Origin of the sequence: Streptomyces lincolnensis (assembly GCF_001685355.1) — a bacterium.
Classification (GTDB): Bacteria; Actinomycetota; Actinomycetes; order Streptomycetales; family Streptomycetaceae; genus Streptomyces; species Streptomyces lincolnensis.
In genome coordinates this window covers 24263-45564 of the sequence record NZ_CP016438.1, presented here as the reverse complement: position 1 = coordinate 45564, position 21302 = coordinate 24263, and the positions used below count along the sequence as shown (strand labels likewise).

Annotated in this window: 19 protein-coding genes and 3 pseudogenes; 12 read left to right on the top strand and 10 right to left on the bottom strand. The window is 69.4% G+C overall.

What is annotated here, in order from left to right:
• Positions 1-969, bottom strand: coding sequence for an enoyl-CoA hydratase/isomerase family protein (locus tag SLINC_RS48995; protein WP_067425080.1), 969 nt, complete (start codon positions 967-969; stop codon positions 1-3).
• A 264-nt stretch (positions 970-1233) separates the two neighbouring features.
• Here SLINC_RS48995 and SLINC_RS00210 point away from each other — a divergent pair, with 264 nt between their 5' ends.
• Entirely contained in the window at positions 1234-1917 is a 684-nt protein-coding gene (locus SLINC_RS00210; RefSeq protein WP_067425077.1) for a TetR/AcrR family transcriptional regulator, read from the top strand.
• 39 nt (positions 1918-1956) lie between these two features.
• Here SLINC_RS00210 and SLINC_RS00205 read toward each other — a convergent pair whose 3' ends face one another.
• Positions 1957-2853: a short-chain dehydrogenase/reductase gene (locus SLINC_RS00205; RefSeq protein ID WP_067425074.1), complete on the bottom strand. Its 897-nt coding sequence runs from the start codon at positions 2851-2853 to the stop codon at positions 1957-1959.
• Between the two features lie 106 nt (positions 2854-2959).
• Between SLINC_RS00205 and SLINC_RS00200 the strand changes: the two genes are divergently transcribed.
• The 3 genes from SLINC_RS00200 (at position 2960) to SLINC_RS00190 (ending at position 5164) form a co-directional block, all read left to right on the top strand.
• Positions 2960-3457 (top strand): winged helix-turn-helix transcriptional regulator, encoded by a 498-nt coding sequence (locus SLINC_RS00200; RefSeq protein ID WP_067444686.1) that lies wholly within the window; start codon positions 2960-2962, stop codon positions 3455-3457.
• A gap of 112 nt (positions 3458-3569) precedes the next feature.
• Positions 3570-4103 (top strand): SRPBCC family protein, encoded by a 534-nt coding sequence (locus SLINC_RS00195; RefSeq protein WP_067425071.1) that lies wholly within the window; start codon positions 3570-3572, stop codon positions 4101-4103.
• Positions 4103-5164 (top strand): LLM class flavin-dependent oxidoreductase, encoded by a 1062-nt coding sequence (locus SLINC_RS00190; RefSeq protein WP_067425068.1) that lies wholly within the window; start codon positions 4103-4105, stop codon positions 5162-5164. The genes SLINC_RS00195 and SLINC_RS00190 overlap by 1 nt, the downstream gene beginning before the upstream one ends.
• A 555-nt stretch (positions 5165-5719) precedes the next feature.
• Here the strand turns inward: SLINC_RS00190 and SLINC_RS00185 are convergent.
• Together SLINC_RS00185 and SLINC_RS00180 are read right to left on the bottom strand one after the other, a co-directional pair.
• The gene (locus SLINC_RS00185) at positions 5720-6214 is read right to left on the bottom strand and encodes a MarR family winged helix-turn-helix transcriptional regulator (RefSeq protein WP_067425065.1); all 495 of its coding nucleotides are present in this window, start codon (positions 6212-6214) and stop codon (positions 5720-5722) included.
• Between the two features lie 140 nt (positions 6215-6354).
• Complete coding sequence (locus SLINC_RS00180; protein ID WP_067425062.1) at positions 6355-7581, bottom strand: acyl-CoA dehydrogenase family protein; 1227 nt, start codon at positions 7579-7581, stop codon at positions 6355-6357.
• A 63-nt stretch (positions 7582-7644) separates the two neighbouring features.
• Between SLINC_RS00180 and SLINC_RS00175 the strand changes: the two genes are divergently transcribed.
• The 3 genes from SLINC_RS00175 (at position 7645) to SLINC_RS00165 (ending at position 10364) form a co-directional block, all read left to right on the top strand.
• Positions 7645-8472, top strand: coding sequence for an SDR family oxidoreductase (locus tag SLINC_RS00175; protein WP_067425059.1), 828 nt, complete (start codon positions 7645-7647; stop codon positions 8470-8472).
• A gap of 398 nt (positions 8473-8870) precedes the next feature.
• A complete protein-coding gene (locus SLINC_RS00170; protein WP_067425056.1) occupies positions 8871-9632 on the top strand; it encodes an SDR family oxidoreductase in 762 nt (253 codons plus the stop codon).
• Between the two features lie 39 nt (positions 9633-9671).
• Positions 9672-10364 (top strand): TetR/AcrR family transcriptional regulator, encoded by a 693-nt coding sequence (locus tag SLINC_RS00165; RefSeq protein ID WP_067425052.1) that lies wholly within the window; start codon positions 9672-9674, stop codon positions 10362-10364.
• Between the two features lie 208 nt (positions 10365-10572).
• Here the strand turns inward: SLINC_RS00165 and SLINC_RS00160 are convergent.
• From SLINC_RS00160 to SLINC_RS00150, 3 genes and pseudogenes are all read right to left on the bottom strand, one after another.
• A pseudogene (locus SLINC_RS00160) lies at positions 10573-10914 on the bottom strand (alpha/beta hydrolase); the annotation flags it as partial.
• Positions 10915-11101: 187 nt separating this feature from the next.
• Positions 11102-11437, bottom strand: a pseudogene (locus SLINC_RS47075) (AMP-binding enzyme); the annotation flags it as partial.
• A gap of 160 nt (positions 11438-11597) precedes the next feature.
• Positions 11598-12509 (bottom strand): alpha/beta hydrolase, encoded by a 912-nt coding sequence (locus SLINC_RS00150; RefSeq protein ID WP_067425046.1) that lies wholly within the window; start codon positions 12507-12509, stop codon positions 11598-11600.
• 331 nt (positions 12510-12840) lie between these two features.
• Here SLINC_RS00150 and SLINC_RS50325 point away from each other — a divergent pair.
• Positions 12841-13490 (top strand): annotated as a pseudogene (locus SLINC_RS50325) (enoyl-CoA hydratase/isomerase family protein).
• Positions 13491-13971: 481 nt separating this feature from the next.
• On the opposite strand, the gene SLINC_RS00140 reads toward SLINC_RS50325, so the two are convergent.
• Positions 13972-14985 carry an NADP-dependent oxidoreductase gene (locus SLINC_RS00140; protein ID WP_067425037.1) on the bottom strand — a complete coding sequence of 338 codons (1014 nt, stop codon included), beginning with the start codon at positions 14983-14985 and terminating at the stop codon, positions 13972-13974.
• Positions 14986-15141: 156 nt separating this feature from the next.
• Here SLINC_RS00140 and SLINC_RS00135 point away from each other — a divergent pair, with 156 nt between their 5' ends.
• Positions 15142-15651: a winged helix-turn-helix transcriptional regulator gene (locus tag SLINC_RS00135; RefSeq protein ID WP_225988185.1), complete on the top strand. Its 510-nt coding sequence runs from the start codon at positions 15142-15144 to the stop codon at positions 15649-15651.
• A 33-nt stretch (positions 15652-15684) separates the two neighbouring features.
• Here SLINC_RS00135 and SLINC_RS45465 read toward each other — a convergent pair whose 3' ends face one another.
• Entirely contained in the window at positions 15685-15852 is a 168-nt protein-coding gene (locus SLINC_RS45465) for a CGNR zinc finger domain-containing protein (protein ID WP_375141514.1), read from the bottom strand.
• Positions 15853-15903: 51 nt separating this feature from the next.
• Here SLINC_RS45465 and SLINC_RS00130 point away from each other — a divergent pair, with 51 nt between their 5' ends.
• The 3 genes from SLINC_RS00130 (at position 15904) to SLINC_RS00120 (ending at position 19408) form a co-directional block, all read left to right on the top strand.
• Positions 15904-17082 carry a saccharopine dehydrogenase NADP-binding domain-containing protein gene (locus SLINC_RS00130; protein ID WP_067425033.1) on the top strand — a complete coding sequence of 393 codons (1179 nt, stop codon included), beginning with the start codon at positions 15904-15906 and terminating at the stop codon, positions 17080-17082.
• 212 nt (positions 17083-17294) lie between these two features.
• Complete coding sequence (gene lpdA / locus SLINC_RS00125) at positions 17295-18707, top strand: dihydrolipoyl dehydrogenase (RefSeq protein WP_067425029.1); 1413 nt, start codon at positions 17295-17297, stop codon at positions 18705-18707.
• Positions 18708-19117: 410 nt separating this feature from the next.
• On the top strand, positions 19118-19408 hold the full coding sequence (locus SLINC_RS00120) for a hypothetical protein (protein ID WP_225988184.1): 291 nt from the start codon (positions 19118-19120) through the stop codon (positions 19406-19408).
• A gap of 156 nt (positions 19409-19564) precedes the next feature.
• Here the strand turns inward: SLINC_RS00120 and SLINC_RS00115 are convergent, their stop codons facing one another.
• Positions 19565-21253 carry a CocE/NonD family hydrolase gene (locus tag SLINC_RS00115; RefSeq protein ID WP_067425024.1) on the bottom strand — a complete coding sequence of 563 codons (1689 nt, stop codon included), beginning with the start codon at positions 21251-21253 and terminating at the stop codon, positions 19565-19567.
• Positions 21254-21302 lie beyond the last annotated feature (49 nt).

The window sequence follows — 21302 nt, the reverse complement described above, 5'->3', positions numbered from 1 at the left end:
TCACCGCCCGGTCGTCGAGCGACGGCCCGGCACGCTGCCCGACGCGAGGGCCCGGGCGTAGGTGCCCGGTGTGTAGAGCGGGAGTTCGCCGGTGGCGTCGGTAGTGGCCTGGTAGTCGAGCATCAGCCTCTGGCCTTCCTTCGACATGACCTGGGTGAAGAACTCGGCGCGTTCGACGTGCAGGCCGTCCTCCAGTGACATCGAGCCGCCGAAGTACACCGACCTCTTGGCGGCCGCGACCGACCCCTTCGACCGCTTCCCGAAGTGCTCGGCGAGTTCGACCGCCTGCGCGATCACCTTGTCCTGCGCGACGACCTTGTCCACCGCCCCGTTGGCGAGAGCTTCCGCGGGTGTGAACGGCTTGCCTTCGAGGATCGCGGCCAGGGACCGATGGGTGCCGATCAGGCGGGTCAGCCGCTGGGTGCCGCCACCGCCCGGGATGATGCCGAGGAGGATCTCCGGCTGGCCGATGAAGAAGTCCCCGTCGGCCATGACCCGCAGATCGCACGCCCAGGCGAACTCCGCGCCGAGGCCGAGAGCCGAACCGTTGAGGGCGGCGACGTAGAGCACGCCGCTGGCGTTCATCCGCAGGAAGGTCCTGTGCAGACGTTCCAGCTGCAGAGCCCCGCGCATCGGGGTTCTGCGCATCACGGGCCCGAGGACGCGGGAGCGGTCCACGTGCTTGGCCATGCGGACGACGGCTGAGGCAGCGCGCCGGCCGACCGTAGGGCTCGCGGCGCCCTCCTCCTGCAGCCACCGGACCGCGGCATGGCTGACGAACCGCTCGGGATGCGCCCCGGTGAAGACGACGGCACGGACGTTCGGATCACGGTCGGCTCGGGCCACCAGCCTGTCCAGCTGCTGGGCGATGTCGAGGCCGAACTCCTGATGCGGGCCGCCGTCGACCCGGACGATCAGGACGGCCCCGCGATCTTCGACCGTCAGACGGCCCTTGTCTTTGTATGGCATGAGTTCTGCTCCCGTGCTGAGTTCATGGCGGGGGTGGGAAAGTGCGTCGGGACGGCCGCGGATGCGTGTCGCAGCGATGAGGTCGGGTTCGCCCCGACACGCTGTGCCCGCACGGGCGGCAGGAGACTGGACCAGCGCGTGATACGTGTCCGAAGGCGGACGCGTGTATCGAAGGCGGCACGTCACGTGCGATGTGTACTATTGCCGTGAAGAATTACATAACCAAGTTATTTCTTGTGTGTCAACGGTGGAGGCGTGCGGGACATGGCAGGGCGGGCGAGGCTCGAAGACGCACCGGAACGACTTGTGCAGGCGGCCATCGGCCTGCTGGCCGAGCAGGGTCCGTCGGCTGTGAAGGCGCGCACGGTGGCCTCCGCGAGCGGACTGTCGACGATGGTGGTCTACAGCCACTTCGGCGGGATCCCCGAGCTGATGAGCGCTGTCGCCGACCACGGGTTCAAGGAACTCGGCGCAGCGTTCGGCCGGGTACCGGTGACGGAGGACCCGATCGCGGATCTCTTCGCCATGGCCCTGACCTGCCGTCGGCAGGCCCGCGAGAACCCTCACCTCTACGACCTGATGTTCGGACTGTCCACCCGGGCGACCTACCGGCCTCTGCCGGATACGGACCGCCGCCTGAGCGGGCACTCCCCGGCCTTTCGGGAAGCCCACGCCCATGTCACCGCGGCATGCGAACGGCTCCTGCGCTCCGGCAGGGTCGAGCGGCAGGAACCCGAAGCCATCGCCGCCCAGCTGTGGAGCTACGTGCACGGTTACATCACCCTCGAACTGGCCGAGCACTTCGTCGAGTTCGACGACGCCGTGACGCAGGTCCTCCTGCCGATGGGCGTGAACTTCGCTGTCGGCCTGGGAGATGAGCGGGAACGCGCCGAGGCCTCCCACGAGACCGGCGCGCGCCTGTACGACTCGATCGTCCAAGGCCGCTGAGAGGCCTGGTCGTCGGGTGCTGCCCCGGTGCGCGGCCGGCTAGGACGCCCTGGTCTCCGCGGGAGGGGCATCTGTGCCAGGCGTGAGTTGGTCCTGCCTCCCCAGCGCCGCGACCTCCCGTTCGAGGGACGGCACCGCCCGGGCCGCGAAGCGCCTCGCCCAAGGCCAGGCCAGCGGTGAATTCAGCACAGCCTTGGCCCAGTTGGCCACGACAACCGCACGCGGGACGTACACGCGGGCGCGTCGGCGCACCAGCCCGTCGACGATCGCGGCGGCCGCCCGGTCGGAGCTCGTGGTGACATTGCCCGGATAGGGGAGTCGCGCGCGCAGGTCCTGGAACGAGGGCAGGTCCGCCTCGGCGCCCCGCACGAGGTCCGTGTCGATCCAGGAGGGGTGCACCACGCCGACCGTGACTCCGAGGTGGGCCACCTCCTGCCGGTAGGTCAGGGCGAGCAGCTCGGCCCCGGCCTTGCTCGCGCCGTAGGAGGCCATCGCGGCCAGCGGCATGAACGACAGTGCGGACGCCACGACCAGCACGTGGCCCCGGCTGCGCTCCAGGTGCGGCGTCGCGTACTTGAGGGTGCGGAACACGCCGTTCAGGTTGATGTCCAGGACCCGCTCGAACGACGCTTCGTCCGTCTGCCGCACCGTCCCGTACGCCACGACGCCGGCATTGGCGACCACGAGGTCGATGCCGCCCATGACCTCCGCGGCCTCGTCGAGCGCCGATCGCAGAGCGGCCCCGTCGCGCACATCGGCCTCACGCCACGAAGCGGCGGGACCCAGCTCGTCGGCAAGAGCCCGCAATCGATCCGCTTCGAGGCCGATCACGGTCACCCGGGCCCCTCGGGCGGCGGCCAGGCGGGCCACCTTCTCGCCGATGCCGCGTGCCGCACCGGTGACAACCAGCTTCTTGCCCAGCAAGTCACGTTTCATGGCGGCAACATAACTTCGTTATTGATGGAGCACAAGAGACTGCGCACCGGTCGTTGTTAGGTTCACCTGCTGGGTCTCACGACTGGACGAACCTATGCTGGCCGTCATGAGACGGACATCCTTTGCGCAGTGGCCCTGTTCGATCGCGCGCACCATGGACCTGCTCGGGGACTGGTGGACGCCGTTGGTGCTGCGTGAGGCGTTCTACGGGATCCGGCGGTTCGACGCGTTCCAGGAGTCGCTGGGGATCGCCCGCAACACGCTGACGGACCGGCTGCGCCGGCTGGTGGAGGAGGGGCTGCTGGAGAAGCGGCCCTACCAGACGGAGCCGGTCCGCCATGACTACGTGCTCACCGAGAAGGGGCGCGACTTCTATGGCGTGCTGCTGGTGATGAACCGGTGGGGGGACCGCTGGCTCTCCGGCGAAGCGGGCCCGCCGGTGACGATGCGCCACGAGGCGTGCGGGCAGGACACTCATGCCGAGGTGGTGTGCGCCGCCTGCGGCGAGCCCATGACGGCGGACAACACCCACCCCCGGATGGGCCCCGGCTACCCACCGCACTTGGCCGAACGGCCGGATGTGCAGGAGCGATTCGCGGGCTGATCGGGCAGCGCTCTGGAAGCCGCGTCACCCTTGACAAGTGAGTCTATCTACGCAACTTTACCGGTCAGAAGCTCATGCGGGAGTTCCTGGCGGGCAGGGAGGCTGCGAGGTCATGGAGTGGACGGGCGCACGCTATGCGGACAAGCCGACGGTCGAGGTGCACACCTGGATCGCCGCAGCGCCGGCTCAGGTGTGGACGCTGGTGTCCGACATCGAGCTGATGCCGCGCATGAGTTCCGAGCTGCAGTCGGTGGAATGGCTGGACGGCGGGAGCGGCCCTGCCCTCGGGGCGCGGTTCGTCGGCCGGAGCAAGCACGACGCGTTCGGGGAGTGGGCCACCACGTCCCACATCGTCGAGTACGAGCCGCCGAGGAGGCTCGCCTGGGCGGTCGAGGATCCGCAGCACCCGACAGCCATCTGGCGGTTCACCCTGGAGCCGCAGGACGGGGGCACGCTGCTGCGGGAATGGATGCAGATGGGGCCGGCCCCCTCGGGTCTCTCCTTCGCCATCGAACGCATGCCGGAGAAGGAGCAGAAGATCGTCTTCGTGCGCATGCGGGAGTTCGAGGCCAACATGACCGTCACCCTCGAAGGATTCAAGAAGCTGGCCGAGAGCGCCCAGACCGCGGACGAGGCGGATGTCTGATGCGTACCTCCACCACGATCGAAGCCTCCGGGGGCGACTGGCGGGAGATCGTCGACTACGTCACCGAGGCGGAGAGGCTCGGTCTCGACATCTGCTGGGTGGCGGAGGCGTGGGGCTCCGAGGCGCCCTCGCCGTTGGGCTATCTCGCCGCGAAGACCGAGCGCATGCTTCTCGGCTCGGGAATCATCCAGCTCGGCACCCGCACGCCGATGGCCATCGCCCGAGCCGCGATCACGCTGTCGCAGATCTCCCAGGGGCGCTTCCTCCTCGGGCTGGGCCCCTCCGGACCGCAGGTGATCGAGGGGCTGCACGGCGTGCCGTTCGACCGGCCGCTCACCCGGATGCGCGAGACCGTCGAGATCGTGCGACAGGCCGCCTCGGGGGAGAAGGTCACCCACGCCGGGCAGGAGTTCCGGATCCCGCTGCCGGGCGGCGACGCCAGACCCATGCGCCTGTCCATGCGTGCCGAACACGACATCCCCGTCTACCTGGCCACCCTCTCGCCGAAGATGCTGCACCTGACCGGCGAGATCGCCGACGGCTGGCTGGGCACCAGTTTCGTACCCGAAGGCGCCAAGGAGGCGTACTTCGACCACCTGGACCGCGGCCTGGCGGGCGCCGGCCGTACACGCGCCGACCTCGACATCTGCCAGGGCGCCGAGGTCGCCTTCGCGGACGACGAGGACGCGCTGCGCGCGATGGTGGCCGGACGCAAGAAGGAGCTGGCCTTCAGCCTCGGCGGCATGGGATCTGCGACCACGAATTTCTACAACAACGCCTACAGCCGTCAGGGTTGGGCCGAGGTCGCGGCCGAGGTACGGGACCGCTGGCAGGCCGGGGACCGGGACGGCGCGGCCGGCCTGATCACCGACGAGATGGTGCTGGCGACCACGCTGATCGGAACCGAGGACATGGTGCGCGAGCGGCTGCGCGTGTGGCGCGACGTCGGTGTCGACACCGTTCGTTTCTATCCCGCCGGCGAGAGCCTCGACGCCCGACTCGCCACCCTGGGCCGGGCCATCGACCTGGTCCGCGACATCGAGGACGAGGCGGCACGCTGACGACAGGCCACCGCGGCCCGAGGCGGGGCGCCATACGCCGACGCCGTCCGCCAGACCCGCGCCTTGAGCCCCTCAGGCTCGGTGCCGTCGAGGCCGGAGTACGCGAAGTCGACGGGGTCCGCGATCGGCGATGACCGTCCTGGGCGTACGCCGTGGCGACGGGGCGCTGACGGGGATGTACCAGGCCACCGCCGAGGTGGCCGATCACGCGGTTGATAGGAACCGTCCATGGACGTACACGGTGAGTACACGGCGTCGTCGTGCTCGGCGCGGGCCCGGCGGATATGGCACCGGTCCGTGCGCGTTCCCTTCGCCGAGTTGTCGGTCGATGCCCTTGCTGATGCCGGCCAGGCATCCCGGAGATGAGGCCGACCATCGTGACGGTGAACTCGTCATCGTCGTGACGACCTGTAAGCGGGCAGACCACCTCGCAGCCGCCGCCGACCGCGAAGGCGAGCGGCCTCGAATCGGCGGCGGGGGCGGCTGACTGCCCGTGCGGCCCGGCCATCGCGGCCGAGGCGTGTCGCCCCGGACTGTGGAAATCTCCTCCTGCGGTTAAGCCCTCTTCGCGCCGCTCTGCTCGCGGACGGCATCGAACATGGCGGTGAGAGCGGGACTCTCGGCGAGGCTGCTCAACAGGGCGTGGAGCGAGTGCCGTTCAGTGGTGCCCAGGTCGGCGAGGGTTTCGCTGTCGAGACCGACGAGTGTGCGGTTGAGGTCGGCCAGGACCTTGCGCCCGGCGTCGGTGATGTCGACGGCGTACCGGCGTCGGTCCTGCGGATCGCGTGTCCGCTCGGCGTATCCGGCCCGTTCCAGGTCGTCGAGGCTCGTCACCATCGTCGCCGGGTCGATGCGCAGGAACGAGCCGAGCGCCAGTTGCGGCATGGCGCCGTTGTCGGCCAGGGCCTGCAGGACGCTGTAGTGGCGCACGCGCAGGCCGGTTCCGCTGATGCCGTCTTCGGCGATCCTGAAGGCCACCTGTCCGAGTTTGACCAGCAGGCAGATGGTGTGTTCGGCCACGGTCCCCGGTACCAGCGGAGCCTCGGACATCGTTTATCCCGCCTATGGTTAGCCCTGCGTATCGTCTGGGTCCATCGTACGAGAAGGCCTGGCGCGGCCGGACCGGGGCAGCTATCCCGGTGCGCGGGAAGCGGGGCTCGCAGGGCAGGGCATCGGCTGGGCCGCCGCCGTCAGCCGACGATGGTCCGGCCGAAGATCTGCCGGGCGATGACCCACTTCTGGATCTCGTTGGTGCCCTCGTAGATCTCGCCGATCTTGCTGTCCCGGTAGATCGCCTCGACGGGGCCGGGGCTTCCGTCGGCGCCGAGTTCGCGGGCGAAGCCGAGGCCTCCGAAAGCCTGGACGGCGTCGCGCGCCATGTCCACCGACAGTTTGGTGGCGTAGTACTTCGCCATCGCGGCCTCGGGTTCCGGGGACGGGTTGCCGGCGTCCAGGCGCAGGGCGGCCTTGGTGACGAGGGTGCGGGCGTTGTCGATCTCGGTGGCCCGCTCGGCGAGCAGGAACTGCCAGTGCTGGTTGGCGGCCACCGGCTTGCCGAAGGCGTGTCGCGTCGACAGGTGGGCCACGGTGTGGTCGAAGGCGGCCTGTGCCATGCCGACCCCGGCGGCCGCGATGCCGATCCGGCCGTAGGTCAGTGTGGACAGTGCGTGGCGCAGTCCGTGTCCCTCGGTGCCGCCGAGGAGGTCGTCGTCGGACAGGTGTACGTCCGTGAAGCGGATGTCCGCGGTGAGCTGGCCGCGGTTGCCCATCTTGCGGTCGGCAAGGCCGATTTGAACGCCCGGAAGCGTTGTGTTGACGATGAACATGCTCAGCCGCTCGCCGGTGCGGGCGAGGACCACCACGAAGGCGGCCACGGGCGAGTTGGAGATCCACCGCTTGTGGCCGTTCAGCACCCAGCCGGTCTCGGTGCGTACGGCCTCGGTCTGAACGGCCTGCGGAGACAGGTCGCTGGAGGCGTCGGGCTCGGTGGTGGCGAACGCGCCGACCACCGAGCCGGACGCGACCTTGGGCAGCCAGCGCTGCTGCTGCTCCTCGGTGCCCTGCCGCAGGGCGTTGCCGGCCAGGATGCAGTGCACGTCGAAGACGGCCGCGACGCTGCTGGAGTAGTAGGCGAGTTCCTCGATCGCCGCGGCGGTGGCGGTCGCCGGGTGGGCCAGGCCGTCGCCGCCGACCTCGCCGGGGAAGGGGATCCGGAAGACCCCCGCCGATGCGAGCGCGTCGAACACCTGGCGGGGGAAGCCGTCGGTGCGCTCGTCGCCGTTCGCTATCGCCGCGGCGTGCGGAGCCACTTTTTGCTCCGCGATCCGGCGCACGGCGGCGCGTACGGACTGGGTCTCTTTGGGGGCGAGGGGCTCGTGGTAGAGCCGGTCGCTCTGGCGTGCGGGAGTGGAAGTCATGCGCGGACCGTATCATTCGTAGTGCGTATAATTAGTTAGCCAATCGATTGTGGAGGTTCGACCATGACACGAACGCTGGCCGGCAAGACCGTCCTGATGTCGGGAGGCAGCCGCGGCATCGGACTCGCCATCGCCCTTCGCGCGGCCCGCGACGGGGCGAACGTGGTGATGCTCGCCAAGACCGCCGTACCGCACCCGAAGCTCGAGGGCACGGTCCACACCGCGGTCGAGGAGATCGAGCGCACGGGGGGCAAGGGGCTGGCCGTCGTCGGTGACGTCCGCAACGAGGACGACGTACGCACCGCCGTCAATGCTGCGGTCAGTGCCTTCGGCGGCATCGACATCGTGGTCAACAACGCCAGTGCGATCGACCTGTCGTCGGCGGAGCAGCTGGAGATGAAGCGGTACGACCTGATGCAGGACATCAACACGCGAGGCACGTTCCTGCTGAGCAAGGCCGCGATCCCGCACCTGCGCGCGGCGGACAACCCGCACATCCTCACGCTCTCGCCGCCGTTGAACCTCGCGCCGCACTGGGTGGGCAAGCATCTCGGTTACACGCTCTCGAAGTACGGGATGAGTCTGTGCACCATCGGGCTCGCCGAGGAACTCGCCGCCGACGGCATCGCCGCCAACTCGCTGTGGCCGCGAACCCTGATCGACACCGCCGCCGTACGCAACGTGGTCGGCGGCGCCGGACAAGCCCGTAGTCCGCAGATCATGGCTGACGCCGCGTACGCCGTCCTCACGCGTGACGCGCGCACATGCACCGCCAGCCTGTTCATCGACGACGAGGTCCTGCTCGACGAAGGCGTCACCGACCTGTCCGTCTACAGCCCTGCCGGATTCGAGGGTGATCTCGCGCTCGACATATTCGTCGACGCTGCCTGATCCCGCTCGGTTTCGAGGCGGGGCGGGCCTCACCCCGCTCGCAGCGACGATCCGTGCCGCCGGTGCGCAAGGCGTGCGCAACTCGAATGCCATGTCGCGGCCGTCGGTGAGGAGTCGGGAGATGGCGGTCTTCCCAACCCGGGCGGCCCCGCACAAATCTCGCGGCGCTCATCGGGCTCTGGGCATACCGGCGGGGCGCTAAAACAGCCTCCCGCGGCGTGGATCTCAGGAGCTTCGGTCGCCGGAAGTGGCCCGCTCGCTCGCACCTTCCCGGCTCAGCAGAACCACCCCCGGCCACCGATGGTAAGTGGATCGACTTGCCATAAGGGTGGTGCGGGAGCTACCTTCCGATGGTGAGTTCATCGACTTACCTTACTTCTCGGCGAGGAACAGCGAACATGAATCGTCTTGCGGGCAAGCGCGCCCTCATCACCGGCGGCACGAGCGGCATCGGTCTGGAGACCGCGCAGCGTTTTGTCGCGGAGGGCGCCGACGTGCTGGTCACGGGCGTCACCCCGGCCAGCATCGACAGGGCGCGGCAGATCCTCGGGGACAAGGTGCCGGTGGTGCAGGCCGATGCCCGCGATCTCGACGCGCAGCGCGCCCTGGCGAAGCAGGTGGGTGAGCACTTCGGGGAGCTGGACGTGGTGTTCCTGAACGCCGGTGTCTCGGACTGGCGTCCGTTCGAGGATCACACGGAGGACAGTTTCGACCGGCTCTTCGACATCAACGTCAAGAGCGTCTTCTTTCTCACGCAGGCCCTGGTGCCCGTGCTGGCCAACCCGTCCTCGGTCATCCTCAACGCGTCCAGCAGCGCGCACGGCGGCTACGGGCATTCCAACGCCTACGCCGCGACGAAGGCGGCTGTCTCCTCTCTGATGCGGTCGTGGAACGCGGACCTGCTCAGGTCGCACGGCATCCGGTTCAACGCGGTCAGCCCCGGCCCCGTGGACACCCCGCTCTACTCAGGGGCCAAGCTTGGGATCGAGGACCCCGCGGTGCAGGCGGCGGTTGTGGAGGGGATCAGCGCCGGCATTCCGCTGGGGCGCATGGGTCTGCCCGAGGAGGTCGCGGAAGCCGTCGTGTATCTGGCCTCCGACGCCTCCGCCTTCGCTGTGGGCCAGGACCTTATCCTGGACGGCGGCCAGACCGTCCTCTGACAGCGGGGACGCGGCCGGAGACGGGCGAGGGGCGTGGGTATGTCGGTGGCGGACCGTGACCGAGCGGAAAGCGGTGGCGATGCGTGCCAGGCCGGGTATCACGCGCAGATCAAAGAGGAGAACCGTGCGCGTATTATCCGCGCCGCCCGCGACCTCTTCCTCGCCCGGGGATACGACAAGACCTCCCTGGCTCAGATCGCCAGGGAGGCCCGCGTCTCCACCGGCACCCTCTTCAAGCGGTACCCCTCCAAGGCCGCGCTGTTCGCGGCCGTCACCTCCGAACAGTGGCAGCTGGACGTGGAGTACGCCGAACCGCCCCCTCCCGGTGATCCCCGGTATGGTCTGGACCACATCGGCCGTGACTACGCCTGCCTGGTCTCGCGGCCCGGTACGGCGGCGCTGTGCCGCCTCATCATCACCGAGCTGCCGACGATGCCGGAACTCGCCGACATCGTCGGCACCGGCTTCGCCATCGACCGCGGGCCCTTCTTCGACCGGCTCCGCGGCTACCTGGAGGCCGAGGCACAGGCCGGCACACTCGACTTCCGTTCGGCCGACGGACAGCCGCAGTCGGCGGCCGAAGTGGCCGAACAGTTCCTCGGCATGATCTGCAGCCAGTTCCTGTGGCCCCAACTCGTACGGACCGACTTCGTCCCGCCCGATCCCACCGACGCCGCGATCGTGGACGAAGCCGTCGCCCTCATGCTCAGCCGCTACGGCACCGGATCCTGACCCTCGGACCACCTGTTCACGCTGCCACAACGCCAAGACGTCATCCCTGCCATGACAGCCGCGGGTAGGGGTGACTCGACCGGCAACGAACACGGGCGAGCGCGACCGGTCATTCCAGCAACCAGCAGCGGCAGTCGGCCGAGCCGGGGCGGCACTCCGCACCGTCGAGTCCGTCGGCCGCGTGCCCCTCGGGCTCCAGCCTGCCCCGTTACTCCGCGAGCAGTCGGCGCAGCCACTCCATCCGGGCCGTCTGGCAGGCATGGGAGAGGGTTGCCCGGGGAACGAGGCCGTGGAAGCCGCCGGGCCATACGTGGAGCTCGGCGACTCCGCCGGCCTGCCACAGGCGGGTGGCGTAGGTGACGACCTCGTCGTGGAACGTCTCGGCCGAGCCGACGTCGAGGAAGGCCGGGGGCAGCCCGGACAGATCCTCCGCGCGGGCCGGGGCGGCGTACGGGGAGACGTCCGGGCCGCCGCGCCGCTCGCCGAGCAACGCGGTCCACCCGCTCTCGTTGGCCGTGCGGTCCCACACGCCGAGGCCCGCCATCGCGTGGCGTACACCTCGCTGGACTTGACGGTGAAGTTCCTGCGGCGGATCACCGTGGACATGGGCACGGTGCGGGCGATCGGCACGGTTGTCAGCCGGAGTCGTCAAACTGTCCAGCGCGTGCGAGGTGATCGGCACCGGTGTCCGTCGGTGTGGAACGTGCTCCCCGTGGCTCATGTCCTGGGGCAGCCGTTCACGGCGTGCGATCGGCGCGGCGGAGGACAGGGCGCAGGGTTTCGATGACGCCGGGGTCGTCGACGGTGGAGGGGATGGGTTCGTCGTGGCCGTCGGCGATGCCGCGCATGGTCTTGCGCAGGATCTTTCCCGAGCGGGTCTTGGGCAGGGCGGCCACGACCGTGACGTCCTTGAGGGAGGCGACGGCGCCGATGCGTGTCCGTACGAGCTGGACGAGTTCGGCCTCGACCTCGCCCGGTTCTCGGTCGCTGCCTGCTTTGAGGACGACGAAGCCGCGCGGGATCTGTCCCTTGAGCTCGTCGGCCACGCCGATGACGGCACATTCGGCTACATCAAGGGACGGTGGTGTTGCTGCGTGCGGAACGGTGTCGGACACACGTACCGTATGCCGGTCGGCGTGGTCGAGCAGGATGCCGGTGACCGGCGGACCGGTCACCGGCACCGCGGTGGTGCGGCGGCCTGGCGGGCAGACCTGACGTCGGCGCGGCTTTCGCTCACGCGCCGAGGTGCTCGCGGAGCCACTGGCCCATCTGCCCGATGGCCTGGTCCACCTCGGGCACGCGGCCCGCGCCCAGGACGAACGAATGCTGCCCTTCGGGCATCGCGTGGGTCTCGGTGGTGACCTTGAAGTCCGCGAGGCGGCGGCCGAGCTGCGCACCGTCGTCGGCGAGGGTCTCGTACTCGCCGTAGTGGACGAGCGTGGGCGGCAGGCCGGTCAGGTCGGCGTTCACGAGGCTGATCTCGGGGGATGTGAGGTCCACGGCGGGGTCCTGCAGCCAGGCGCCCCTAAAGAGCTCCAGCGTGGCGCGGCTGAGCATCTTGTCGTTGGTCTCGTTGGCGTCCACTGCCGGGTTCTCAAGCGTGAGGTCGGTCCAGGGGGAGACGCTGACGATCGCGCCGGGGGTGGTCTCGCCCTTGGCGAGCAGGCGCAGCGGCAGCATCACCGCCAGGGTGGCGCCGATGGAGTGGCCGGTGCTGCCGATGTTCTGCGGCTCGTAGCCCTGCGAGAGCAGCCACCGGTAGGCGGTCTCGGCGTCGTCGAGCTGAGCCGGATAGGGGTGTTCGGGTGCCAGGCGGAAGTCCACGACCAGTGAACGGGCGCCGGCCGCCTTCGCGATGTGTCCCGCGGCCTTGCGGTCGGAGTGCATGGAGGCGGTGACGGATCCACCGAAGTGGAAGTGCAGCAGCGCGCGGTCGGGATCGGCACCCTCGGGGATGGCCCACAGGGCGGGAACGCCGCCCGCGTCCACTTCGGCGTAGGTGACGCCTTCCGGCTCGGTCGACGCCTTGTGGTTGGAGTCGACGATGTCGCGGACGACGGCCAGGTCGAGGCCGGGTGTCGACGACTTCGCGCTCACGCCCGCGAGGAACTCAGCGAACTCGTGTGCCTGGGGGCTTACTCCCATGGTGGTGCTCCTTCTCGGGCGGGTGCCGTGCCGGGTTCCCCTGCGGCAGACGGGTCGATGTGCCGGTCATGACGCTACTGACTGAGTATTGAAAAGTAAACTCAGATGCTGATGTCAGCCTCATGGATGCGAGGAAGCCCTTCAGGGCATCGGAGATGGTCCCCATCTCGACCGGGGACGTCCAACGGCGCAATCGCCCCGGGCCTGGAGGCCGGGGGTGAGACGTGGTCCGCTCTGATCCAGTGCGAGGTCGTGCAGTCGGTGAGGTGCTCGGTCGCAAGGCGGCTGCTGGAGGGAACGCCGATGACGAGAGCAGGATCGAAACCGGACGCTGTCGGTCCATGGTGGCTTCCGTGTCGTCACTGAACGCGCGGTGCTGGCGATGCCCGAGACCGGGATCGGGTTCTTCCCGGACATCGGGGCGAGCTACTTTCTGCCGAGGCTGCCCGGTGCGATCGGCATGTACCTGGGGCTGACCGGGCAGAGGATCGACGCGGCCGATGTCTTGTACGCGGGGCTGGCCACGCATTTCGTTCCCGCGGACCTGCTGGACACGGCGGGGGACGTCCTGGCCGACAGCCCCGATGAGCCGGTGGACGCCGTCCTGAACCGTCTCGCCGGCCGTTCCCCGGTGGCGGAGAGCAGGCTGGCGGAGGTTCGCGGGGACGTGGACTGGGCGTTCGGCGCGTCGACCCTCGGCGAGATCGACAAACGCCTGCGTCACCTCGACACCCCTTGGGCGGCAGCCGCGTTGGGCGCCCTGGAGTCCGCCTCGCCGCAGAGCCTGGAGATCACCCACGCCTGCTGGCCCGAGGCAGACAGTGCACGTTGCGCGAGTGCCTGGAGGCCGAACTCGCCCTCACGCGCACGATCATCCGCACGCCGGACTTCCTGGAGGGCCCCCGTGCCGCCCTGGTCGACAAGGACCGCACTCCCACCTGGCAACGTGCCTCGCTCGGCGGACGGACGCTGCCGTCCTGAACACGTCCGCCGTGAGCAGGACATCGCCTTGCGCGAGGGGAGGGGCAGAAGGGCCGCGCGTCAACGAAACGGGAACGCATGGCCTCGCAGACTGCCGCGGCAGATGTTCGACCGGGCCGGGAGCCACGCGGCAGCCATACTGTCCATGACAGCCGGTTTGCCGCTGATGGGAGCGGTCTGACCGCGTCCGTACAGAGCCGGATCTCATCGACCACGGCGACAGCGTGCCGCCGGTGTCGCGGTTGCGCGCGTTCTGGACCGAGTGGTGGCGAGGAACGGTCTACCGGGATTTGGGGCGGCAGGGCACAGTTCGCGCGGGCATCCAAAGCCGCGCGCCGCGCTGTGCTGCGGTCATACGGCGTGCCGAATGACCCGACCCCCTGCAACTGCGGCTCTCCGCGACATGGTTGCGATGCGGACCGCCAACGGGGTCGTCCTCTGATGACCGTGCCGGAACCGAGGGGCCGCTGTCGGCGGCGTCTCAGTCGTTGTCGGGCGCGATGGAGACCACGACCTTGCCGGCCTTGGTTCGGCCCTGCTCGACGTACGCCATCGCCTCGAGGGTCTGGTCGAAGGGGAAGGTGCTGTCGATGACCGGACGGAGTTTCCCGCTGTCGTAGAGGGCGCCGAGCTTGCGCAGCTGGGAGCCGTTGGCCTGCATGAAGAAGAACTCGTAGCGCACGCCCAGCGCCTTGGCCCGCTTGCGGATCTTGCGGCTGAGGGTGTTCATGACCAGGCCCAGGACGGAGGGGGCGCCAAGCTGCTTGGCGAAGGCGGCGTCGGGCGGGCCGACGACACTGATGGCCAGGCCGCCGGGCTTCAGCACGGTCAGCGACTTCTCGAGGTTCGCCCCGCCCACGGAGTCCAGCACCAGGTCGTAGCCGGAGAGCACCTTGGAGAAGTCTTCCTTCGCGTAGTCGACGACGACGTCGGCGCCGAGGCTCCTGACCAACTCCTCGGACCTGGTGTTCGCGGTCGTCGCCACCGTGGCGCCGAGGTGCTTGGCGAGCTGGATGACCGTCGACCCGAGGCCGCCGGCTCCGGCGTGGATGAGCACCTTCTGCCCCGGCTGCACGTGCGCCCGCTCGACGAGGATCTGCCAGGCGGTCAGGGCCACCAGCGGCACCGCGGCTGCCTCTTCCAGGGAGAGTGAGGCCGGCTTGGGCGCGACGTCGTCCGCGTCGATCGCGATGAACTCCGCGAAGCCTCCCACCCGCAGGTCGCGCGGACGGGCGTAGACCTCGTCGCCGACCTCGAAGCCGCGTACGGCGGAACCGACCCGCGTCACCACGCCCGCCACGTCGTGGCCGAGTACGAACGGAAGCTTGTACTTCAGCAGCTGCTTGAACTCCCCGTTGCGGACCATCTTGTCCAGCGGGTTGATGCCGGCGGCGCTCACTTTGACCAGGACGTCGCGGTCTCCGACGGTGGGCTCGGGTACCTCTGCGGCGCGTACGCCGTCCTTGCCGTACTTCTCGACGACGAACGCCTTCATGCCGGCGGCCTTCCTGTGGGTGTCCGGGTGGTTGATGCGATTCTTCCGGCAGGTCCCCCTGTGCCCGTTTCTCGCGTGCGGCCGGGTTGATGTGCCGACCATGACACTACTTGTTGAGTATAGAAAAGTAAACTCAGGTGAGGTTAGAATCGCCCCATGGATGCAACGACCGAAGCTCTGCAGGACGCCGGCGTGGACCCCCGTCTCGACCGGGACGCGTCGAACTGCTCGATCGCCCGGACCCTTGAGGTCGTGGGCGAGAAGTGGACGATCCTGATCCTGCGCGAGGTCTGGTACGGCTCGTCCCGTTTCGGCGAGTTCGAACGCGTCCTCGGCTGTCCTCGCAACCTCCTCGCGGCGCGGCTTCGGATGCTCGTGGAGGAAGGGATCCTGGCCGTCGAGACCTACAAGGAGCCGGGCTCGCGGAGCCGTCCGAAGTACGTGATCACCCCCAAGGGTGTGGATCTGGTCCCGGCCGTGATGGGGCTCCTGCAGTGGGGCGACCGCTACCGCGCCGACCCGGAGGGCCCCGCCATGCTGTCCAGGCACCGTGGATGCGGCGCGCACGTCGACGCCCGGATCCGCTGCGACCGGGGCCACGCCGTACAGCCGCAAGACATCGAGAGCGTCCCCGGCCCCGCCTTTCGTCTGAGGGCCGCCGAGTGAACTGACCGCGGTGGTGCCAGGAGTTCTTGGGGCTCAGTCTGCTGGCGTGTGCTCACTTTGTCTGGCCCGGGCCTGGTGGAGGCGGACCTTTGTGCGGTTGGCGCAGCGGGACATGGAGCACCAGCGGCGGTTGCGGGCGGGGGAGCGGTCCACGAAGCGCAGGGCGCATTCGTCCGCGCCGCAGACGCGTACCCGCCGGATGACAAGGGTCAGTAGTCGTTGACAGTGCCCCTCCGGAAGGCAGGCGGAGCCGTGGAAAAGCGCAGGATCGTGTTGCTGGGTGCGACGGGGTGCACCGGGCAGCGCGTGCTCCGGGAACTGCTCGCGCGAGGGGAGAAGCCGACCTTGGTCGGGCGGAGCCGGACCAGGATGCTGGCCCTGGCCGACCGTTTCGAGGCGGACCTGCCGGTGGCCGAGGTCGACGTCACCTCGACGGCCGACCTCACGCGCCTCGTGGAGCCCAGCGATGTCGTCGTCTCCACGATCGGCCCGTTCATGCGGCTCGGCATGGCCGCGGTCACGGCTGCCGCGCGGGCGGGGGCCCACTACTTCGACTCGACGGGGGAGGGGACCTTCGCCCGCCGCGTCCTCCTTGAGCTGGACGCCGTCGCCACCGTCCGGGGAGCGACCCTTGTGCCCGCGTTCGGCTACGACTACGTGCCGGGCAACCTCGCCGGCGCGCTCGCCCTGACGCGGGCGGGCGAGCGGGCACGCCACGTGGAGGCCGGCTACTTCATCACCCGTGCCGGGCAGGGCGACGAGCTGCTCCACCGGAGCACCCTGCGCGACGCGTACACCCTGACCACGCCAGGCACACGTCGGACGCTGGTCGCTGCGGCGGCCGAGGACGGGTTCGCCTACCGCAGCCCGCGCCCCTGGTCCACCGCCCGTGTGGTCGACGAGCGGGTCGGCAAGCGGGTGCGTACCTTCCACTACGGCGGCGTGAAACGTACGGCCATGACCGTCCCGGGCACGGAGCATCTCGGACTGCCGGAGGTCTTTCCCCAGTTGGAGAGCGTCGAGGTGGGCCTCGGGTGGTTCGGACGGTGGACGCGCCCGGTGCAGATCGCCGCCACGATCCAGGCACCCTTGCTGCGCTCGGCGAAGGCGCGGGCCGCCCTGGAGCGGTGGTCCGAGCGACTCCCGGGATCCCAGCGCGAGCCGGACCCCGACGGCCGGTCCCTGGTGATCGCGGTCGCCCGCGACAGCCGGGGCCGACCGCTGGCCGCGAGTGCCCTCACCGGACCTGATCCGTACGAGATGACGGGATCCCTCCTGGCATGGGCCGCCGCCCACGCGGCACAGCCGGACGCCGTCCTCAAGCCCGGTGCGCACGGCCCGGTCGCCGCCTTCGGCCTCGACACTCTCAGGCTCGGTGCCGCCGAGGCCGGAGTACACGAAGTCGACGGGGCGCCGGCCCGCCGTCGATGATGACTGAGCGGGCATGGATCACCGCGCCGCGACGCTGAAGCCGACGTCGGGAAGCCGCTGCCGAGATGGCGGACCATACGGTCGCCTCCACCGTTTCCCCACGGCAGGAGGTGGCGGATGCCGCCGCCGGCGTGTTGATGAACAGGGTGTTCGATCGGGTGTGTGTCCGCCCCTTGCGGGGGCGGGCCGTCCCAGTGGAAAGGAAGCCGTCCATGGACGAGCAGGGTGAGCGCTTCGACGTCGTCGTACTCGGCGCGGGCCCCGGCGGGTATGTGGCCGCCATCCGGGCCGCCCAACTGGGTAAGCGTGTCGCGGTCGTCGAGGAGAAGTACTGGGGCGGCGTCTGTCTGAACGTGGGCTGTATCCCCACCAAGGCCCTGCTGCGCAACGCCGAACTCGCGCACCTCTTCACGCGCGAGGCGAAGACCTTCGGTATCAAGGTCGAGGGTGAGGTCTCCTTCGACTACGGGGAGGCCTTCCGCCGCAGCCGGAAGGTCGCGGACGGCCGGGTCAAGGGCGTCCACTACCTGATGAAGAAGAACAAGATCACGGAGATCAGCGGTCGCGGCACGTTCCTCGACCCGCACACGCTCCAGGTGGCCGACTACGACGGCAACACCCGCACCATCGGCTTCGATCACTGCGTCATCGCCGCCGGGGCGAGCCCCAGGCTGTTGCCCGGCACCCGCCGTACGTCGCGCGTGGTGACCTTCGAGGAGCAGATCCTCGCCGAGGACCTGCCGCAGTCGATCGTCATCGCGGGCGCCGGAGCCATCGGCATCGAGTTCGCCTACGTGCTGCACAACTACGGTGTGCAGGTGACGATCGTCGAGTTCCTGGACCGGATCGCCCCGCTGGAGGACACGGAGGTGTCCGCCGAACTGGCCAAGCAGTACCGCCGGTTGGGCATCGATGTGCTCACCTCGACCCGCGTCGAGTCGATCGACGAGTCGGGTCCGCAGGTCCGTGTCACGGTCACCGGCACGGACGGCGCCCAGCAGGTCCTTCAGGCGGACAAGGTGTTGCAGGCGATCGGCTTCGCGCCGAACGTCACCGGATACGGCCTGGAGAACACCGGCGTGCGCGTCACCGAGCGCGGCGCGATCGATGTCGACGGCCGCTGTCGTACCTCGGTGCCGCACATCTACGCCATCGGCGACGTCACCGCGAAGCTGATGCTGGCGCATGCCGCCGAGGCGATGGGTGTGGTCGCGGCCGAGACGATCGCGGACGCGGAGACCATGGAGTTGGACTACGTGATGATCCCGCGGTCCACCTTCTGCCAGCCGCAGATCGCCAGCTTCGGCTACACCGAGGCGCAGGCGAGGGAGGAGGGCTTCGACGTCCAGGTCGCCAAGTTCCCGTTCACCGCGAACGCCAAGGCCCACGGCCTGGGTGACGCGACCGGTTTCGTGAAGCTGATCAGCGACGCCAAGTACGGCGAACTCCTCGGCGGCCACCTCATCGGCCCCGACGTCACCGAGCTGCTCCCGGAGCTGACCCTGGCCCAGCAGTGGGACCTCACGGTCCACGAGGTCGCCCGCAACGTCCACGCCCACCCCACCCTGGGCGAGGCGGTCAAGGAAGCCGTCCACGGCCTGGCCGGCCACATGATCAACATGTAGGGGGATGCTCGCCGCAGCGGCAACAGGGCCCGTTGGGGCTCGGACGGCTTCGCGCCCTCGAGCTTCCGAGGGCCCTGATCCTTTGGTGCGGGGCGATCGCTCGCGCTCGACGACGTCGAAGAAGATCTCGGGATGCCGTTGACGTGGAAGAGCGGCAGGATCAGCAGGCATCGGTCGGCCGGCCCGACCTCCAGCGCCCGACGCCCCATGTCCGCCACGGCATTGCGCTCGGTGGCGCGAGCATCGACAAGTGATCGACGAAATTCTGTGGCGGTGCTGCTCAGAGCTACCCGCAAACAGCGCGTGACCTGAAAAGATCATCATCCGCGAGCGTCGCGAAGCAGACGCAGCGTCTCAGGCAGGAGTCCCTCTGGTCCTGTCACAGCCTGGCTTCCGCCACGGAGCAGCTGGTGCTGGCGGTCACGCCGGCCTTCTTCCGGGATGCGACAGCCGAGATCGAGGAGGCCATCCAGGCCGAGCCCGACCCCCGGCAGCGCATCCGGGTCTGCCTTGCCGGCGTCGGCACGGCCATGCGCCGCCACTCCAACGCCTTCTACGACGACATGGTCGGTTACGAACCGACCGTGCAGATCTATCGCAAGAACTCCGCCGCCGCGCACCGGGTCCACCAAATGATCGACCGGCGTCTTCCGGGCGCCCAACGGGCAGTTCGCCGCCCAGGTCGTGGCGGTGACCATTGACGCGGTCCAGTCCGGAGCCCTTCTGGAGAGCACCGGCCTGACCGTCGGCGATGCTCGAATTCGGGGACGTCTTGCTGGACGGACTCAGCGCGGGGCAGGGCGCACCCGGATAAGGGGTGCGCCCTCCCGGATCGACTTCGACCGGGCACCCGGCCCTCAGCCGGTCGGTGTCGGCAGGATCACGCGGGAGACCGCGCCGCTGTCGTGATGGACGGTGTGCGTGCAGGGCCGCAACTCGGTTCCGGTGCCGGGCGCCGCACCGGTGCCCTCGCTGCGTGCGTACCGCGGGTGGGAGCCACCGGCGATCAGCAGACGCACCTGGTGTCCGGTCTTGACCTGGTGTGCGCAGGCGTCCAGCCGCACCCGCACGGTCTGCACCTGGTCGAGCGGCGAGGCGGGGTCCAGGCGCAGGAGTCCTTCGGCGACGTTGCGGGACACGCCCTTGGGGTCGACGTCGCAGAGCCGTACGAAGACGTCGGCGTGCGGGTTGTTCCTGGTGTGTGCCAGTTCGACGACGGGGGTTCCTATGATCTCCAGCGGCGCGGTCAGCGGGTCGGTGGTGAAGGTGAGCACGTCGGAGCGGCTCTCCAGTTTCGCGTTGTCCTTGCTTCCGGCGTCGAGGGTGAGCAGCGGGCCACCGAGAGCGGGTGTGGGGTTCGCCGGGTCGTAGAGATAGGTGGACGGAGTGCCCTCGCCCGGCTTGTCGGCCACGAGCTTGCCGCCCGGCTGCAGATAGCGCACGGTCGCGCTTGTCACTGGTGGCCACTGGTCCAAGTGCCGCCAGGCGCCCTGCCCGGTGACGTACACCTCCACGGAGGGTGCGGACCGCAGCCGGGTCGGCGCTTCGTCGGCGAGGTGAATCTCCAGCCATTCAAGATTGCCGCGGACCAGACGTCCCATGCCCTTCTGGCCCAGTTCCTGGTGGGTCCAAGGGCCGACGGTGATCGAGACATCGACCCCGCGGGTACGCAGCGCCTGGTACTGGTGCAGGGTCTGGTCGAGGAAGAGGTCCTGCCAGCCGGCGGTGAGCCGCACCGGGACGTCCACCCGCTCAAGGGCGTCGCCGAGTTTGAGCCGGTCCCACACCGGGTCGTCGCGCTCCGGAGTGGTCAGCCATTCCCGGAACCACGCCGCACGGTGCCCGGTCGCCTGGTCGGCCGCGTCGGCCAGCGGGAGGGCGCCGAAGACCGGGGCCAGCCGCCGGTTCAGGGTGAGCATCCGGGGCATGGCCCGCAGCCCGGTGAATCGCTCCTGGTTGACCACCATCTCCGCGAAGGACAGGAAGTCCCCCAGACGGAACGCTCCGCTTCCGTGGGCCGCGTCGTGCATGTCGTGCGGGGCCACGGCGATCAGACAGGCGCGCAGTTCGGGGGGCGGGTCCATCAGCAGCGCCCACTGGGTCCAGCCCACATAGGACGCCCCGGCGGTCGCGAGCCGTCCGTCGAACCACGGCTGGGTGCGCAGCCAGGCCACCGCGTCCTGGGCGTCGTCGGCTTCGTTCGCCATGGGGTAGAAGTCTCCCGTGGAGCCGAACGTGCCGCGGCAGCTCTGCAGTACGACGTGATAGCCACGGTCGGCGTAGACCCTCGCCTCCAGGTTGCTGGGAAACCCGCGTCCGTACGGTGTGCGCACGAGGACGGTGCCCTTGGGCCGGTCGGTGACGGGGGCGTAGTGGTCCGTCATCAGGACGGCGCCGTCGCGCGCGGGGGTCGGGATGTTCCGCTCGACCCGGTAGCCGTGCCGGGTGCCCGGCAGCCGCAGCAGGCGGGTCAGGAGCCGGTTCGCCGCGCGGGTGGCCGGGTTCGGGGGCGTCGGAGCGGTGGGACGTGGCAGTGTCGTGGTCATGACCTGGTTTCTGGTTCTTCGCTGGAGTGGTTCGGGCGTGGGGTGGCGG